The organism is Variovorax ginsengisoli (assembly GCF_030811835.1).
Classification (GTDB): Bacteria; Pseudomonadota; Gammaproteobacteria; order Burkholderiales; family Burkholderiaceae_C; genus Variovorax; species Variovorax ginsengisoli_C.
In genome coordinates, this window is the sequence record NZ_JAUSRO010000005.1 from 127,451 (window position 1) to 144,481 (window position 17,031).

Here is a 17,031-nt window from a genome sequence, read left to right on the forward strand (position 1 = left end):
CGGGCTGCAGGTCGGACCTGGACGAAAAAAAGGCCCGCCAGTGCCGAAGCACGAGCGGGCCGAACATCCAAAGGAGACTCTCGCGTGAAAACTCTTTGGTTCGGGACGGGCCGCATCCCCTCAGGGACGCGGCGCCGTTCCGGAAAATCAGCGGGAAGATCAGCGGTTGTAGGCGGTTTCGCCGTGGGAAGAAATGTCGAGGCCTTCGCGCTCTTCTTCTTCCGTGACACGCAGACCGATCGTCAGGTCGGCGATCTTGAAAGCGATGAACGCCACCACGCCCGACCACACGATCGTCAGGATCACAGCCTTGAGCTGGATCCAGACCTGCGCGCCGATGCCGTTGGACGTGACCGCCGCCGTGACCCAGTCGCCGACCAGGCCAGGACCACCGAGGGCCTGCGTGTTGAACACGCCGGTCAGCAGCGCGCCGACGATACCGCCGACACCGTGGACGCCGAACACGTCCAGCGAGTCGTCCGCGCCGAGCATCTTCTTGAGGCCGTTGACGCCCCAGAGGCAGGCAAAGCCGGCGACGAAACCGATCACGATGGCGCCCATCAGGCCCACGTTGCCGGCGGCAGGGGTGATGGCCACGAGGCCGGCTACGGCACCCGAGGCGGCACCGAGCATCGACGACTTGCCGCGCATCAGTGCTTCACCGATGCACCATGCGAGCACGGCGGCGGCGGTGGCCGAGAAGGTGTTCATGAAGGCGAGGACAGCGCTGGTGCCGGCTTCGAGGGCCGAACCTGCATTGAAGCCAAACCAGCCCACCCACAGCAGCGAGGCACCGACCATGGTCAGCGTCAGCGAATGCGGCGTGAAGGCTTCCTTGCCGTAGCCAACGCGCTTGCCGATCACGTAGGCACCGACCAGACCGGCGACGGCGGCGTTGATGTGCACCACGGTACCGCCTGCGAAGTCGAGCGCACCCCATTGCCAGATCAGGCCGGCCTTGGCATTCATGCTGTCCACCACGTTGGCGGCGGTGTAGGCGTCAGGACCCATCCAGAACCAGACCATGTGGGCGATCGGCAGGTAGCTGAAGGTGAACCACAGGACCATGAACAGCAGCACGCCGGAGAACTTGGCGCGCTCCGCGAAGGCACCGACGATCAGGCAGCAGGTGATGCCGGCGAACGTGGCCTGGAAGGCAGCGAACAGCAGCTCGGGGATGTAGACACCCTTGCTGAAGGTCGCACCCGGCGCGAACACACCGGTGGCCGGATCGAAGATGCCCTTCATGAACAGGCGATCGAAGCCGCCGATGAAGGAGTTGCCCTCGGTGAACGCGAGGCTGTAGCCGTAGATCAGCCACAGCACCACGATCAGCGAGAAGGTGACCATGATCTGCATGAGCACCGACAGCATGTTCTTGCTGCGGACCAAGCCGCCGTAGAACAGCGCCAGGCCGGGGACGGTCATCATGATGACCAGCAGGGTGGACAGCATCATCCAGCTGGTGTCACCCTTGTTGAACGACGGCGCGGCGGCTGCGGGGGCCTCGGCGGCAGGTGCCGCGGCCGCGGCAGCGGCAGGCGCAGGCGTTGCGGCGGGAGCCGGTGCCGCCGCAGCAGCAGGAGCGGACGCCGCGGCATCGGCGGCTGGGGCCTGAGCGATAGCGCTCACGCCGGCCGTCAATATGCTCAGACCGAGCGCCAGTGAGACAAGCAGTTTTTTCATGTCGATTATTCTTTCGTGCCTTGTGAACTCAATGCGTCAGAGCGCCTCGCGGCCGGTTTCGCCCGTGCGGATGCGAACGACCTGCTCGAGGTTGTAGACGAAGATCTTGCCGTCGCCGATCTTGCCCGTGCGCGCAGCGCCTTCGACGGCTTCGATCACGCGCTCGACCAGATCGTCGGACACGGCTGCCTCGATCTTCACCTTGGGCAGGAAGTCGACGACGTATTCCGCACCGCGGTAGAGCTCGGTGTGACCCTTCTGGCGACCGAAGCCCTTGACCTCGGTCACGGTGATCCCCTGCACACCGATCGTCGAGAGGGCCTCTCGGACCTCGTCGAGCTTGAATGGTTTGATGATGGCTGTGACCAACTTCATGGAAGTTCTCCTTGAGATGAAAAGCTTCGGCGCGGCAGCATGGGCCGCGCCTTTTGTATTTACAGCGTCTTGCTCAGCATGACGATGACGCGCGCCTTGTTCACGTCGCCGAAGTAGTTCTTCTTGTTGGCACCTTGCACGCCGCCGTACAGGGCCACGCCGCTGCCGAAGTCATAGGACACGCCCAGCGCGTAGTCCACGTAGTTGGGCACGCCCAGGTCCTTGATGTCGCTGGCAAAGCGCGTATAGCCCACGGCGGCCTTGAGCGTCACCGACGGTGCGACTTCCTGGGCGAACGCCAGGTTCAGGTAGCCGGTGTTGGTGCCCTTGAGACCCGAACCCGAGTTCTCGCCGGCCCAGCCGAAGTAGTCCTTGGAGACGGTGTGCGAGTACTTGAGGGTCAGCGGGCCGAACGAGCCGGCGCCGTAGAGCTCGGTCGTGTTGCCGTTCTTGTTGCCCGGGTAGATGTAGGTCAGCGCACCCACGTCCCAGCCGATGCCGCCGGCGGTGAACTTGTAGCCGCCGTAGAGGTCGCTCTCGATGCTGTTGCCAGCGAGCCAGTTGACGCTGGAGTTCCAGTTGCCGACGTACCAGCCGGTTTCGCCGAACGCGTAGTCGAAACCGCCTTGGATGGCCGGCTTGAATGCCTTGGACTTCACCGTGCCGTTGCTGCCGATGGAATCCTGGTCCTGGCCACGGAACTTGTAGTTGCTAGTCAACCCGATGTTGGCCGTGAGTTGGGCGCTGGCCAGCATGGGCAGGGCTGCAAGGGCGACCACGGCCAAGGCCTGGGCAGTTTTACGGTGCATCATCGAGTGACTCCTGGAACTTTGATTGAATGGGAACCTTGTCAAAGCAGGGAGCGTGCCAAACCGCACAGTTGGTGCAGCGCAGCGATGATTCAGTCCGCGCAGACGGGTTCCAATTGCTTGCCGACTGTTACGTCCATGGGTGCACACAAAGAGTGCGCCAGACCGCACCGGCATTCTTTGGCACCTTTTTGGGGAGTTTTGTCCGAATGAGTCTGTGTTTGGTCCAAAGTCGTGCACTGGTGGGCCTCGACGCCGCCAATGTCACTGTGGAGGTGCATCTGGCCAATGGCCTGCCGAGCTTCACGCTGGTCGGTCTGGCCGACGTCGAAGTCAAGGAAGCCCGCGAGCGGGTGCGTTCGGCGCTGCAGAACGCCGGTCTGGAATTCCCCAACAACAAGCGCATCACGGTCAACCTGGCGCCGGCCGACCTGCCCAAGGATTCCGGTCGCTTCGACCTGCCCATCGCACTGGGCATCCTGGCAGCCAGCGGCCAGATCGACGCCAGTCGGCTGGCGGGCCACGAGTTCGCTGGCGAGCTGTCGCTGTCGGGCGAACTGCGCCCGGTGCGCGGCGCGCTCGCCATGGCACTCGCGCTGCATGCGCACCACATTGCCACCCGCCTGGTGCTGCCCACCGCCAGCGCCAGCGAGGCCGCGCTGGTGCCCGGCGCCGAGATCTATGGCGCGCGCCACCTGCTCGACGTGGTACGCCAGTTCCTGCCGCCGGGCGTCGAACCGCCCGAGCCGCTCACGCCCGATTCAGACGGCTGGGCCCGCGTGGTACCCGACACCGCCATCCAGACCGAGGCGTACCCGGACCTGGCCGACGTGAAGGGCCAGACCGCCGCCAAGCGCGTGCTCGAAATCGCCGCAGCCGGCGGCCACAGCCTGCTGATGGTCGGCCCGCCAGGCTCCGGCAAATCGATGTTGGCGCACCGCTTTGCCGGCCTGCTGCCACCGATGACGGTGGACGAGGCGCTGGAAAGCGCGGCCGTCGCCAGCCTGGGGGGCCGCTTCAAGCTCGCGCGCTGGCGGCTGCGGCCGACCTGCCAGCCGCACCACACGGCCAGTGCGGTGGCGCTGGTGGGCGGCGGCTCGCCGCCCCGGCCGGGCGAAATCTCGCTGGCCCACCACGGCGTGCTGTTCCTCGACGAACTGCCCGAATTCCCCCGCAGCGCGTTGGAAGCCCTGCGCGAGCCGCTGGAGTCCGGCACCATCACCATCTCGCGCGCGGCGCGGCGCTCCGAATTCCCGGCCCGCTTCCAGCTGATCGCGGCGATGAACCCCTGCCCCTGCGGCTTCCTCGGCGCCAAGGCCAAGGCCTGCCGCTGCACGCCCGACCAGATCGCGCGCTACCAGTCCAAGCTCAGCGGCCCGCTGCTCGACCGCATCGACCTGCACATCGAGGTGCCTGCGGTGCCAGCCACCGAGCTGCTGAGCGCGCCGGCCGGCGAAGCGACCGCCGACATCCGCGCGCGAGCCGAGGCCGCCCGCACCCGCGCGCTGGAACGCCAGGGCAAGCCCAACCAGGCCCTGCACGGCGCAGAAATCGACCGGCATGCCGGCCTCGACGATGCCGCGATGCGCTTCCTGCAGACCGCGTCGGCCAAGCTGGGCTGGAGCGCCCGCGCCACGCACCGCGCACTGAAGGTGGCGCGCACCGTCGCCGATCTGGCCGGCGCCGACCAGGTGCAGGTGGCGCATGTGGCGGAGGCGGTGCAGTACCGGCGGGCACTGCAGGGCGGGTGAGGCCTCAGAGCAGCCCGCGCCCCGCCAGGTTGCGCATCAGCGCGCCGATGCCGAAGCGCCAGCGCGCGGCGTCCTGTGCATGCACCACGCGGTTGGCGAGCGCGCCGAGCTCCGGCGCCGAGATCGTCACGCGGTCGCCGACCACGTGCGTGAAGCCCTGGCCCGGGCCGTGGCGGTCCTGCGTGGGCGCGAACATGGTGCCCAGGAAGAGCATCAGCCCATCTGGATAGTCGTGGTGCGTGCCGATGGCCTGCGCCACCAGGTCGAGCGGGTCGCGGCTGATCTTCGCCAGCGAACTGGCCCCCTCCATCACGAAGCCTTCCGGACCCTCGACCTTCAGCGCCACGGTGATGCGGCGCACATCGTCGATGCCGAAGTGCGCGTCGAACAGCCGGATGAACGGGCCGATGGCGCACGACGCGTTGTTGTCCTTGGCCTTGCCCAGCAGCAGCGCGCTGCGACCTTCGAAGTCGCGCAGGTTCACATCGTTGCCCAGGACCGCGCCGAGGGTGCGACCACGGCTGTCGACCGCCAGCACCACCTCGGGCTCCGGGTTGTTCCAGGCCGAGCCCGAATGGATGCCGACGTCGGCGCCCTGGCCCACGGCGGCGAGCACGGGCGCCTTGGTGAAGATCTCGGCGTCCGGGCCGATGCCGACTTCCAGGTACTGCGACCAGGCACCCTGCGCGATCAGCAGCTCCTTGACCTTCGCGGCCTCGGGCGAACCCGGCACGATGCCCGCGAGGTTGTCGCCCAGCACGCCGCCGAGCGCCGCGCGCGTGGCTTCGGCGCGGGAGGCGTCGCCGCGGGCCTGCTCCTCGATCACGCGTTCCAGCAGGCTGGCCACGAAGGTGACGCCGCTGGCCTTGACGGCCTGCAGGTCGCAAGGCGCGAGCAGCCAGGCGCGGCCGGTGTCGCGGGTGGCCTCGTCACTGTTGGCCAAGACCGCGTCGAGCGCGGCAATGGCTGGCGCACTGCCGTCGCGCAGCGCCTGCTGCACATCGGCGGCGGGGGTCTCGCGTTCGAGCAGTTGGCTGGTGGTCGGCGCAAGACGCGACAGGTCGTGCAGCTGCCCCGCATGCACCGCCACCAGCACCGGGCCGAGCTCAGGCTGCCAGACGCGGCCGATCAGCGTGGCGCGGTCCGCATCGTGCGGCAGTGTGGAAGGGGTGGTCGTTGCCGTGGGGTGGAGGGTGGCGGTGGCAGCAGGTGTCGGTTGGGGCATGGGCGTGTCTCTTCATTCAGGATGTTGTTGGAATCTCCGGATTCTGAACTGCAATGCATCGGCAGGCACGAAGACTGATGCAGCGCAGGGTCGTGCCATGCAACAAGGCGGAGAATGGCGCGCTCGTGCGCCCGGCTCGCTGCCGGCCAGCGCTCCGCCACTTCCGGCTTGCTGCCCAAAGAACACTGAACCTTCATGCTCGGTTTCCTGCCCCCCGTCGTCCGCGGCGTCATCGCCTTCCTGTTGCTCGTCGTCAACACCTTGTTCTGGTGCAGCCTGGTCTTCCTGCTCGCGCTGGTGAAGCTGGTGCTGCCCTTCGCCGCCGTGCGCAAGGCCATCGACCCGGTGCTCAACGGCGTGGCCACGGCCTGGATCGCCTGCAACAGCGGCTGGATGCGCCTGACCCAGCGCACGAAGTGGGACGTCCAGGGCATCGACGGCCTGGCCTACCGCGGCTGGTACCTGGTCAATGCCAACCACCAGTCGTGGGTCGACATCTTCGTACTGCAGCACACCATGAACCGGCGCATCCCGCTGCTGAAGTTCTTCCTCAAGCAGCAGCTCATCTACGTGCCGGTCATCGGCCTGGCGTGGTGGGCGCTCGACTTTCCCTTCATGGCGCGCCATTCGAAGGCCGACCTGCGCAAGAACCCCGCCCTGCGCGGCCAGGACCGCGAGACCACACGCCGCGCCTGCGAGAAATTCGCGCTGGTGCCCACCAGCGTGATGAACTTCGCCGAGGGCACGCGCTTCACCGCCGACAAGCACAAGGCGCAGGGCTCGCCCTACCGCCACCTGCTCAAGCCGAAATCGGGTGCGCTCGCACTGGCGCTCGAAGCGATGGGCGCCAAGTTCCAGTCGCTGATCGACGTGACCATCGTCTACCCCGACGGCGTGCCGAGCTTCTGGGACTTTCTCTGCGGCCGCACGACGCGGGTGGTGGTGCGGGCGCGCGAAGTGCCGATTCCGGCCGAGTTCGCGCAGGGCGACTACGTCGCCGACTCGGTCTTCCGCGGCAAGTTCCACCGCTGGCTGGCTGGCCTCTGGGCGTTCAAGGATGCGGAGATCGACGGGCTGCTGGCAACGCGGACGGCATCAGGCGACGGCGTGCATCTGAAACCCTGAATTCCTGGATAGACATCCCTGGACCCGATTCCGGCGCTTTCAACGGGCGTTAAATCGGTCACGCATAGTGGATATGCATTTCAGAAGACCCTGCCGCCACTGCCGCAAAGGTCTGTAGTGCATTGAATAATGCGCTCAGATCGGCCCTCACCGTGAGAGGCTGGCATGCCAGGGAGTCCCTATGTTCGTTTCCAACGGTGTGTGTTCGCACGCCTTGAGCATCCATTGGCCAGCCAATGCCCTGGTCTCTGGCCAGCCTGCAGTGCAGCCCGTGCAGCGATGCGGTTCCGCAAGCACCGCAAGCGAGAGATCGGAGTGCCGACATGTCCGCTCCTAAAACCCAGCACAGGTCCACCGTCCCGCTGAGCGACCAGACGCGCACAGCCACCGGATGCAGCCAGTGGCTGCTCGAATCCGCCGAAGACGCCGGAACGCCCATCTATCACTTCAACAACCTGGCCGTCTTCCTGTGCGGCCAGGAAAGCTTCGCGAAGATCGCCGGCGACATCCGGCGCGCGCGCAAAAGCATCGACATCATTGCCTGGGGCTTCGACCCAGCCATGGAACTGATACGCGGCGACAAAGGCGGCAGCTGGCCACGCGGAGGCACGTCCGTCAACGACACCAGCACCACCTACGGCGACTTGCTGCGGGCTGCAGTGCAAAGAGGCGTCAAGGTGCGTCTGCTGGTCTGGTACGACCCGCTCCTGAACCTTGCGATGGGCAACATGCCCGGCTACAAGACCAACAATGGCAGCAAAGGCCAGCCTGGCGACACCTATGCGCGCGGCGCCAACACCCCGCTGGGCGCATCCGCCGACGCGCGGCGCGACCAGTCACCCGAAGCACGCCGAGCGACGTTCAACGCCTCCTGGTACCACGACACCGTGAGCGGCAGGATCGAAGGCCTATCGCTGCGCACGCGCGGGAGCCACCACGCCGATGTCGTGGCCAGCCTGAAGGCCGACCGGGGCTATGGCGCCAGTCCCCGGACCGTCGCCGAGAACACAACGCTGGAGCTGACCGCCACCCACCACCAGAAGACCATCGTCATCGACTACGACAGCACGGATGCCGACGCACCGCCCGTGGCGTACGTCATGGGCCTGAACTCCGTCACCGACTACTGGGACACGCCCGCCCACACCTTCAACGACCCGCTGCGCGGCCAGAACCACGAGGGCGACGGCGCGGACCACTCCGTCGGCTCGGGCTGGGAATACGCCAGTTCGGGGCAGGCCACGCTCAAGCCCTATCAGGACTTCGTGTGCCGAATCAAAGGCCAGGCCATCGCCCCGGTCTTCAAGAACTTCGTCGAAGCCTGGAACACGGCGCGCCAGCAGGACGCGTGCGCGGGCAGCAACGACGCGCGTCGCGTCGATCTCAAGAGCGTGCCGAAGAACCTCACGCAGCACATCCAGGGGCCCTGCCAACGAGTGCAGATCGTGCGCACCCTGCCCAGTGCCGATGGCGGCGGCGAGCACGCCATCGAGCGAACGTATTACCAAGCCAGCAGCTTTGCGCGCCACTTCATCTACATCGAGAACCAGTACTTCCAGAACAGCGACTGGGCGCGTTACCTCAAGGACCAGCGCAAGAAATACGTGCAGGGCCTGGGCGCAGCCGGTGTGCCGGTGACCCGCGTCCCCACGCTGCATGTGATGGCGGTCACCCCCACGCCCGAACGCGGGCAGATGGTGCCGCGCACCCATGACGTGGTGACCGACCTCGGCCAGGGCGACTCCATGCCCGAGCAGGACAAGCGCATCAAGCAGGAGCTGGCCGCCCATGCGCAGTACAAGCGGGACATGGCCGACTACCAGGCCAAGAAGAAGTCCTTCGAGGCCAAGGGACTGCCCTTCCCGATGTCACCGCCCCACGCCCAGCCCCTGTCCGAACTGGCGAAGGCCCATCAGGCCAGCAGCGGCGACAAGGACGCCCAGGCCGTGCGCGACGAACTGGCCAACACCCTGGGCATGCGCACCCTCGTCTGCAGCCTGTGGACGTACGACCGGGAATGGTCGCTGGGCAAAACGAAGGTGGGCCGGCAGGCCGACCTTGAACGGCGGGACTACGAGAGGGCGCTGCGCGAGCGCGGCCGTGCCGAGGCCGACCGCGCGGCGGCGCAGGCGCGCAACGTGTCGCTGGGCGGGTGGGAGAACCACACCGACAGCCAGGCGCCCATCCCGCAGCCGCCCGACCGCAGCAAGCAACTCCAGCAGGCCACGGCCCAGCGCTATCGGGAGATCTACATCCACAGCAAGTTGATGATCATCGACGACGCGTTCTTCACGCTCGGCAGCGCCAACCTGAACCTGCGCAGCTTCGCGGTGGACAGCGAAATGAACATGGCCAGCGACAACTGGGCAGCGGCCACGGCGCTGCGGCAGCGGGTGTGGGCGCAGCACACGGCGGGGCTTAAGGATATGGATGGGGGAACAGACGCCGCGGATCAGAAGGTGTTGGGAAAGACGTTTGAGAAATGGGAAACAGAGGCCAAAGACAACGCCACAAGAAAGCTAAAGGGCCATGCACTCTCCTGCTCCCTCGTTAAGTTTTTTGACGACCGCACCAGCACGATCCGCTTCGGATGAGCACGTATCGCCCCTCACACTCCCTTCGGCCTGCCCTGCTGCTGGCCGCTGTCTTGACCTCCTTCAGCCTGATCGCCTGCACCATGAGTAACCTGCCCCGCAACATGAGCCTCAAGGCCTTCGATCCGCATCGGGCGGACTTCACCTGCAAGTACGAGGCCGACGCCAATCCACCAATCACCCCGGAGTCCGAAGCGCTCTTCCAGGAGGGCATGGCGGTGACCCGCTACGAGCGATCGTGGACCGAGGACAAGCGCGACTATGCGAAGGCTGCGGTGCTGTGGAAGCAGGCGGCGGACCTGGGGCACTGGAAGGCCGCCTTGAACCTCGCCGGCTTATATGAGCAGGGGCTGGGCATGGAGCAGGACACTGAGAAGGCGGTGCTGATCGTCGAAGGCCTGATGAAGCAAGGTGTGCCGGCCGCCTTCGACAAGATGGGCACGTACCACCAGCGCAGCATCGGTGTGAAGGGTGACACCAGCCGCGCCTATGGGTTCTGGCAACTGGCGGCGGACATGGGGAGCGCGGACGCGCAGGCCTTTCTGGGCACCAAGATGTCAGGAGCCTATGACAATCCAGGTCAGGGCTTTTGGGGCAATCGCAAGGTTGCAATCAAGATGCTGGAGTGCAGCTATGCGCAGGGAAATGGAACTGGAGCTTTTGAGTTGGGCGTGACCATCAACGGTGACGACAAGTCGCTCGGAGAGAATTACGGCCGTTCCCTGAAAGCCTTGCACGATGCCGTGAAATTCGGTAGTCCCGAGAGCGCGGGCTACCTATCTTCGTACTTCAATCAAGGGCGGCCTCTCACTGGAAACTTGATCGACCCCGCCCGCGCTGACCGCTATCACGAACTCCGAGCCGCCCTCGAACGCAACCCCGACCTTCGCCTGCCCAACCTGGACAAGGTACTCCCCCTGCCTCCCGCCGACCTCCCCATGTGGGACGGCGACCCCCAGACCCTGATCGACGCCGCCAAGCGGCTGGTGCCCGTGCCCAAGACCCCTCCCAGCGCCGGCTCGCAGCGCACGGGCCGCGCCCACATTCCGCAAGGCTACGGCTTGGCGCGCCAGCCCCTGCCACCAGCCGCCGAACGTGTCGCCCAGCCGCTCAACTACAGCGGCCACTACCTCATCGACCCCCAGGCCGAACAAGCCGTGGTGCCCTACAGCGGCTACTGGATCGCACGGGTGAAGGATGTGGGCCGGGCATTCCAGCGCGAGTGGAACGATCTTCAGATTCCCCTGCGCTATGCCAAGGGTGAAACCTTCGATGCCACCGATCGCCGGCGCATGGGCGAGTACGCCCGGTTCAATCCCGCGAGTTGGCACTACCTGGGTGAAGCCATCCAACTCCCCGCTGCGCCGGCGCACCCCCTGGTCGTGCAGGGCATCGCCCGCGGCACCCGCGTGCCGGAGCCCTTGCTGCGCTGCCACGGCGCACACCCTTGCCCCCAGACCGGCGTGTGGGTCGGGCAGGTGCGACCGGGCCATCCTCTGGCGAAGGTCTACAACGCAGGCGATCGTGGCTTTGCGTATGTGAAGCAGGGCCAGCGCTTCCCGGACCCCAAGGCGCAGCACCTGGAGATCGAAGTGCACCAGGTGAGCTGGCTGTGGCTGGACAACGCCAACCAGGTCCGATCCTCGGGGCGGGTCGACGTGACGCTGACCGATCTGCACGATGACCAAGGAAAGCCGTTGGCGTGATTCACCGTGAATCACGCGGGCCATGCATGGCCACGGTCACCTGCAACGCCGGCATCCTGCTGTCGCTGGCCGCGATGCTGATCGGCGCCGCAGGTTGTACCTTGAGTAGCCTGCCCCGCAACATGAACCTCAAGGCCTTCGACCCGCATCGGGCCGACTTCACCTGCAAGTACGAGGCTGATGCGAATCCACCGATCACCGCAGAAGCAGACGCGCTCTTCCAGGAGGGCATGGCCGTGACCCGCTACGAGCGGTCATGGACCGAGGACAAGCGCGACTATGCGAAGGCTGCGGTGCTGTGGAAGAAGGCGGCGGACCTGGGGCACTGGAAGGCTGCTTTGAATCTGGCGGGCCTGTACGAGCAGGGCCTGGGCGTCGAGCAAGACACCGAGAAGGCGGTGCTGATCGTCGAAGGCTTGATGAAGCAAGGTGTGCCGGCCGCCTTCGACAAGATGGGCACGTACCACCAGCGCAGCATCGGTGTGAAGGGCGACACAAGCCGAGCCTATGGGTTCTGGCAACTGGCGGCCGACATGGGGAGTGCGGACGCGCAAGCCTTCTTGGGTGAGAAGTTGGATGCCACCTATGACAACCCAAGCCAAGGGTTCTGGGGCAACGAGAAGGTGGGTCTCAAGATGTTGGAATGTAGCTATGCACAGGCCAATGGGGATGGTGCCTTTAAGTTAGGCATGTCGCTGGGGCTCATGCCCGGTCAAGCCGCCTCGTACTACGCTCGCGCCCTCAACATCCTCCACGATGCAGTGAAATTCGGTAGCTCACAAAGTGCGGGCTACTTGTCTGCAACCTTTCGGGATGCGGAACCTCTGAACGCATACACAATCGATACAGCCCGCGCAGACCGCTACCGCGAACTCCGAGCAGCCCTCGAACGCAACCCAGATCTGCGCCTGCCCAACCTGGACAAGGTACTGCCTTTACCCCCCGCCGAACTCCCCATGTGGGATGGCGACCCCCAGACCCTGATCGATGCCGCCAAGCGCGGGCCCATGTGAGATTGGACGAGCAGATTTTTCAGGGCAAGCGACCGACGAATGGTGCTTTGATGATTCAGGTATCCCCAATGCGCTGCATCGGGCGACGCGCAAGTCGCCAAGCCTGGTACGTTGACATCCGACGAAGTCATCAACTATTTCGCAGCGTTTTCAGCGACTCGGTGTATGGCGGCAAGAAGGCCTCGCTGCGGGCCGCCCAGGCATGGCGCGACGAGATCTTCGCGACGCACCCGGGTTACACCAAAGAAGGCTATGCCACCCAGCTTCGCCCGAACAACACCAGCGGCGTGGCCGGCGTATCGCTCTACACAAGGTCAACAGGAACCCAGTGCTGGAAGGCGGTCACGGTGGTCAACGGCCGCCCCATCAGTCGCTCTTTCCGGATAGACCTTCATGGCTACGAGCAGGCTTTTGCGCTCGCCGTGAAAGAACGCCAGCGCCAACTGACCCTTTTCTCCAATGAACTCTGGCGGCCTTGACGCACGAACCTTGCCGCTGCACTGGCCACCTTATCGTGGGCTCCCCGCCCGCAGCCGCGCCACGTCCTTCGCCAGCGTCGGCCAGGGCGCGGCCTGCGGCGCGAAGCGCGCGCGCATGTAGCCGGCCAGCTCGACGATCTGCGCGTCGTCCAGCGCATCGCCGAAGGCCGGCATGAAGCCGATGTCCTTCGTGGCCGGCTCTCGCACGCCGTCGAGGATGGTGCGCAGCAGGTTGTCCGGCCGGTCGCTCGTGAGGTTGGTGTTGAGCGCGAGCGGCGTGTTCACGCCCAGCAGCGTCGGCCCGTCGCCGTCGTGGTGGCAGGCGGCGCAGGCGTTGTCGAACAGGCGCTGCGGCGCGCCGAGCAGCCGGCCCTTGTTGGCGGCAGCCGTCTGCACGGCCTGCGCGGCCAGCGCCTTCGGGTCAGGCACCTTCGGGTTGAAGGACGCGAGGTAGGTGCTCATCGCGCGGATGTCCTCGTCGGGCACCTGCTGCAGTTCGCGCACCACCTCGGCCATCGGGCCGCCGGCGGTGCCGTGCGACGGCGCATGGCCGTTTCGCAGGTAGCGGTAGAGCGCATCGGCATCCCAGGGCACGGCGGACTTCGACAGCGCCGTGAGCGCGGGCGCCTCCCAGCCGTCGACCATCGCGCCCGACAGGAAGGCACTTCCGCCCTGCTCCGCGCCGAGTGCGTTGCGTGGCGTGTGGCACGCGCCGCAGTGGCCCAGGCCGTTGACCAGGTAGGCGCCGCGGTTCCACTCGGCGCTTTGCGTGGCGACCGGCTGGTAGGGCGCGGAGTCATGGAAGAGCGCGTTCCATCCGGCCATGAGCGGGCGCACGCTGAACGGGAAGGCCAACTCGGCCGCGGGCGTGGGGGCGTGCACCGGGGCCATGGCCGTGAAGTAGGCGTACAGCGCCTGGAGGTCGTCGTCGCTGGTCTTGGCGAAGGCGGTGTACGGGAACGCGGGGTACAGGTGATGGCCGTCGCGCGAGATGCCTTCGCGCATTGCGCGCTGGAACGCGCTGAACGACCAGCGGCCCAGGCCGGTCTCGGCATCGGGCGTGAGGTTGGTGCTGTACAGCGTGCCGAAGGGCGTCTGCATTGCGCGACCGCCGGCGTGGGGCGCACCACCGGGCGCGGTGTGGCAGACCGCGCAGTCGCCCATCGCGGCCAGTTGCCGTCCGCGTTCGATGGTGGCCTGGCTATAGACCGGTGCGCTCGAAGCGCTCAATGTGACCGGCGCGATCGCCGAGCGCCCGCCGAGCAGGCCCGCAACCACGCCCAACCCGCCGACGACGAGCGCGGCGCCGGTGGCCCAGAGGCTTTTCCTGCGGGGCCAGGGCGCATCGACCTGCGCCCTTTCCCGCTGGCGGGAAGACTGGAATGGGGGCGTGCCCTCACCCTGGCCCTCGCGCTCCGCCGAAGGGGAAGGCAGCGGATTCAGCGCAGCGCGCACCACCTCGGGCGTGAACGGCGGCGCGCGAAAGCGCACCCCGGTCGCATCGAAGATGGCATTGGCAATGGCCGCCGTGCCGGGCACGGAGGCCGATTCGCCCGCGCCCAGCGACGGCTCGCCCGGGCGCTGCATGTGCACGACCTCGATCACCGGCACGTCGCGAAAGCTCAGGATCGGGTAGCTGCCCCATTCGCGGCTGGTCACCACGCCCGAGCCTTGCTGGCCGGGCGTCAGCACCGTGCCTGGCGCCTGCTGCGGCGCGAAGCGCACCTTCTCCTTGAGCGCGCGGCTGGCGGTCTGCAGCACGTTGCCGTGGATCTGGTGCTCGACGCCGGCCGGATTGACCATCAGCCCCGCGTCGTGGCCGACCACCACGCGCCGCACGTGCACTTCGCCGGTCTTGCGGTTGACCTCGACATCGGCCACCCAGGCCGACCAGGCGGCGCCAAAGCCGGGCCACTTGCTGTGCACGTAGCGGGCGTAGGCAAAGCCCTGACCAAAAAGGACGTCGCCGCCATCCGCGCCTTCCTGCGGTCCGGTGCGCATGCGCCAGCCGGCCTTCTGCGCGGTCTCGCGCACCAGCTCGGCCGCGCGCGGATCGTGCAGGTACCGCAGCCGGAAAGCGACGGGGTCCACGCCCGCAGCGGTGGCCAGCTCGTCGATGTAGGACTCGTGCGCGAAGGAGTTCGGCAGCGCCGACACACCGCGCAGCCACGAGGCGCGCACGATCGGCGCCATGTCGTTGACCTTGACGCGCAGGTTGTCGAACGCGTAAGGCGGTCGCGCGGTGCGGTCACCCATCTCGTAGGCCTGCGCGACCGGCTCGACCGTGCGCGTGAGCAGCAGCGCCAGCGTGGGTGCGCCGTTCGACGGGTAGGAGGTCTCGAAGTCGTAGGCCGCCAGGCCGCCCGCGGCATCGAGCCCACCCTGCACCTGCATGAGCTGCGCCGCGCCCTTGGGCTCCCACGCATGCTCCTGCTCGCGCGTGAGCTGCACGCGCACCGGCGCACCGGCCGCGCGCGCGAGCAGCGCGGCATCGGCGGCCACGTCGTCGGCGCCGTTGCGGCCGTAGCAGCCGGCGGCTTCCATGCGCACCACGTCGACGGCCAGGTCGTCGACGCCCACGAGCCGGGCGAGGTCGGCGCGCAGCACGTGCGGGTTCTGCGTGCCGGCCCACACGCGCAGGCTCAGGGTTTCGCCTTCGGGCTGCCACTGCGCCAGCGCGCAGGACGGCCCGATCGACGCATGCATCTGGTACGGCCACACGTAGGTGCGTGCCATCGGTTGCGCGGCCGCAGCCAGTGCCCCGTCGACATCGCCCTCGTCCACCAGCAGGCGCTGGGTCGACGGGTTGGCGCGCAAGGCGCTTTCGAGGTCGTCGAGCGCAGGCAGGCCGGGCCACGGCTTCCAGCGCACGTGCAGTTCGCGCAGCGCCTGCTCGGCCTGCTCCTCGCGCTCGGCCACGATGCCCACGAAGTCGCGGATCACCACCACGCAGCGGATGCCGGGGATGTGCGCGATGGAGGCCTCGTCGACCGACTCCAGCGTGTTGCCGATGAAGTCGCCATGGTCCGCGCCCGCATAGGGCGGGCGCAGCACGCGACCATGCAGCATGCCGGGCACGCGCATGTCGTGCACGAAGGCCAGCTCGCCCGCAAGCTTGGCCGGAATGTCGACCCGTGGCACGCGCGTGCCGACCACACGGTGATCGGCCGGGTCCTTGAGCGGCGTGTCATGCGCGAGGTGCAGCACCATGCGCGCGCCGGCGAGGAGTTCGGCATAGCCGACCGCATGCGCGGTGTCGTCCACGACCCGCACCGTGCCGTCGTCTACCGCGAGCGCCGCCACCGCCACGCCCAGCCGCTCGGCGGCGCGCGCCAGCAGCCAGGCGCGCGCCTGCGCCGCGGCGAGCTTGAGCGGTTGCGCATGGATCTGCAATGACGCGCTGGCAATGGTCGCGCCCTGGTTGGGCGCGCGCGCGGTGTCGCCGAGCATCACGCGCACGCGCGGCAGGCCGAGGTCGAGTTCTTCGGCCACCACCTGCGCCAGCGCGGTCTGCAGGCCCGTGCCCAGGTCGACGTGGCCACTCAGTGCGGTGGCGCTGCCGTCGTCCCACACGGCCAGCAGCACCTCGTCGCCTTCCATTGGATGGCCGGTGACCAGCGGGGGCTGACCCTGCGCCGGTGGCGGTGCGGGCAGCGGCGGCCGCACCACCAGCAGCACGCCCTGGGCGGCGAAGAATGCGGCGCGCGTGGCGGGCAGGTCGGCGCGGCGCGTCACACCGGCGCCTCACGGCAGGCCGGTGTCTCGCGACGAGACGCCAGCAGCACGACCGCGCGGTGCACTGCGTCGAGGATTTCGACGTGCGTGCCGCAACGGCACAGGTTGCCCGACAGTTCGCTGCGGATGCGCGCCGCGTCCGGATGCGGCTCGCGCGCGAGCAGCGCGGCGGCCTGCATCACCATGCCGTTGAGGCAGTAGCCGCACTGCGCGGCCTGGGCGTCCTCGAAGGCCTGCTGCACCGGATGCCAGTCGCCACGCGAACCCAGGCCTTCCAGCGTGGTGATGGCGCGGCCTGCCACGCCGTGCGCCGGAATCACGCAGGCCCGCGCGGCCACGCCGTCGACCCACACCGTGCAGGCGCCACACTGGCCCAGCCCGCAGCCGTACTTGGGGCCGTTGAGGCCCAGGTCGTTGCGCAGCACGTGCAGCAGCGACGCCGTGTGCGACACCGTCAGTGCCTGTGCCTGGCCGTTGACCGTGAGCTCGAAAGTCGGCATTCGTCGGTGGGGGCTCGGCCGCGCAGCGGGACG

Annotated in this window: 12 protein-coding genes; 6 read left to right on the top strand and 6 right to left on the bottom strand. The window is 67.4% G+C overall.

From position 1 onward, the window contains the following. Positions 1-159 precede the first annotated feature (159 nt). Genes J2W36_RS08850 through J2W36_RS08860 form a run of 3 tightly spaced genes read right to left on the bottom strand, consistent with a single transcriptional unit; the run spans position 160 to position 2,870 of the window. Entirely contained in the window at positions 160-1,686 is a 1,527-nt protein-coding gene (locus tag J2W36_RS08850; RefSeq protein ID WP_307689344.1) for an ammonium transporter, read from the bottom strand. Positions 1,687-1,722: 36 nt separating this feature from the next. Beyond that, positions 1,723-2,061, bottom strand: a complete 339-nt coding sequence (gene glnK / locus J2W36_RS08855; RefSeq protein ID WP_307689345.1) for a P-II family nitrogen regulator — start codon at positions 2,059-2,061, stop codon at positions 1,723-1,725. Between the two features lie 59 nt (positions 2,062-2,120). Then, positions 2,121-2,870 (bottom strand): TorF family putative porin, encoded by a 750-nt coding sequence (locus J2W36_RS08860; protein WP_307689603.1) that lies wholly within the window; start codon positions 2,868-2,870, stop codon positions 2,121-2,123. Positions 2,871-3,079: 209 nt separating this feature from the next. Between J2W36_RS08860 and J2W36_RS08865 the strand changes: the two genes are divergently transcribed. Beyond that, positions 3,080-4,621 carry a YifB family Mg chelatase-like AAA ATPase gene (locus tag J2W36_RS08865; protein WP_307689346.1) on the top strand — a complete coding sequence of 514 codons (1,542 nt, stop codon included), beginning with the start codon at positions 3,080-3,082 and terminating at the stop codon, positions 4,619-4,621. Positions 4,622-4,625: 4 nt separating this feature from the next. On the opposite strand, the gene J2W36_RS08870 is transcribed toward J2W36_RS08865, so the two are convergent. After that, positions 4,626-5,846: a fumarylacetoacetate hydrolase family protein gene (locus tag J2W36_RS08870; protein ID WP_307689347.1), complete on the bottom strand. Its 1,221-nt coding sequence runs from the start codon at positions 5,844-5,846 to the stop codon at positions 4,626-4,628. A 195-nt stretch (positions 5,847-6,041) separates the two neighbouring features. Here J2W36_RS08870 and yihG point away from each other — a divergent pair, with 195 nt between their 5' ends. The 5 genes from yihG to J2W36_RS08895 all read left to right on the top strand — a co-directional run bounded on the left by yihG (position 6,042) and on the right by J2W36_RS08895 (position 12,763). Continuing rightward, the gene (gene yihG / locus J2W36_RS08875; protein WP_307689348.1) at positions 6,042-6,971 is read left to right on the top strand and encodes a 1-acylglycerol-3-phosphate O-acyltransferase, YihG family; all 930 of its coding nucleotides are present in this window, start codon (positions 6,042-6,044) and stop codon (positions 6,969-6,971) included. Between the two features lie 323 nt (positions 6,972-7,294). Next, positions 7,295-9,565, top strand: coding sequence for a phospholipase D-like domain-containing protein (locus tag J2W36_RS08880; protein WP_307689349.1), 2,271 nt, complete (start codon positions 7,295-7,297; stop codon positions 9,563-9,565). An 83-nt stretch (positions 9,566-9,648) separates the two neighbouring features. Beyond that, the gene (locus J2W36_RS08885) at positions 9,649-11,271 is read left to right on the top strand and encodes an SEL1-like repeat protein (RefSeq protein ID WP_307689350.1); all 1,623 of its coding nucleotides are present in this window, start codon (positions 9,649-9,651) and stop codon (positions 11,269-11,271) included. Between the two features lie 26 nt (positions 11,272-11,297). Further along, positions 11,298-12,284: a tetratricopeptide repeat protein gene (locus tag J2W36_RS08890; protein WP_307689351.1), complete on the top strand. Its 987-nt coding sequence runs from the start codon at positions 11,298-11,300 to the stop codon at positions 12,282-12,284. A gap of 2 nt (positions 12,285-12,286) precedes the next feature. Beyond that, positions 12,287-12,763: a hypothetical protein gene (locus tag J2W36_RS08895; RefSeq protein ID WP_307689352.1), complete on the top strand. Its 477-nt coding sequence runs from the start codon at positions 12,287-12,289 to the stop codon at positions 12,761-12,763. 30 nt (positions 12,764-12,793) lie between these two features. Here the strand turns inward: J2W36_RS08895 and J2W36_RS08900 are convergent, their stop codons facing one another. Together J2W36_RS08900 and J2W36_RS08905 are read right to left on the bottom strand one after the other, a co-directional pair. After that, positions 12,794-16,498, bottom strand: coding sequence for a molybdopterin cofactor-binding domain-containing protein (locus J2W36_RS08900; RefSeq protein ID WP_307689353.1), 3,705 nt, complete (start codon positions 16,496-16,498; stop codon positions 12,794-12,796). Next, on the bottom strand, positions 16,495-16,998 hold the full coding sequence (locus tag J2W36_RS08905; RefSeq protein ID WP_307689354.1) for a (2Fe-2S)-binding protein: 504 nt from the start codon (positions 16,996-16,998) through the stop codon (positions 16,495-16,497). Before J2W36_RS08905 ends, J2W36_RS08900 begins: the two co-directional genes overlap by 4 nt. Positions 16,999-17,031 lie beyond the last annotated feature (33 nt).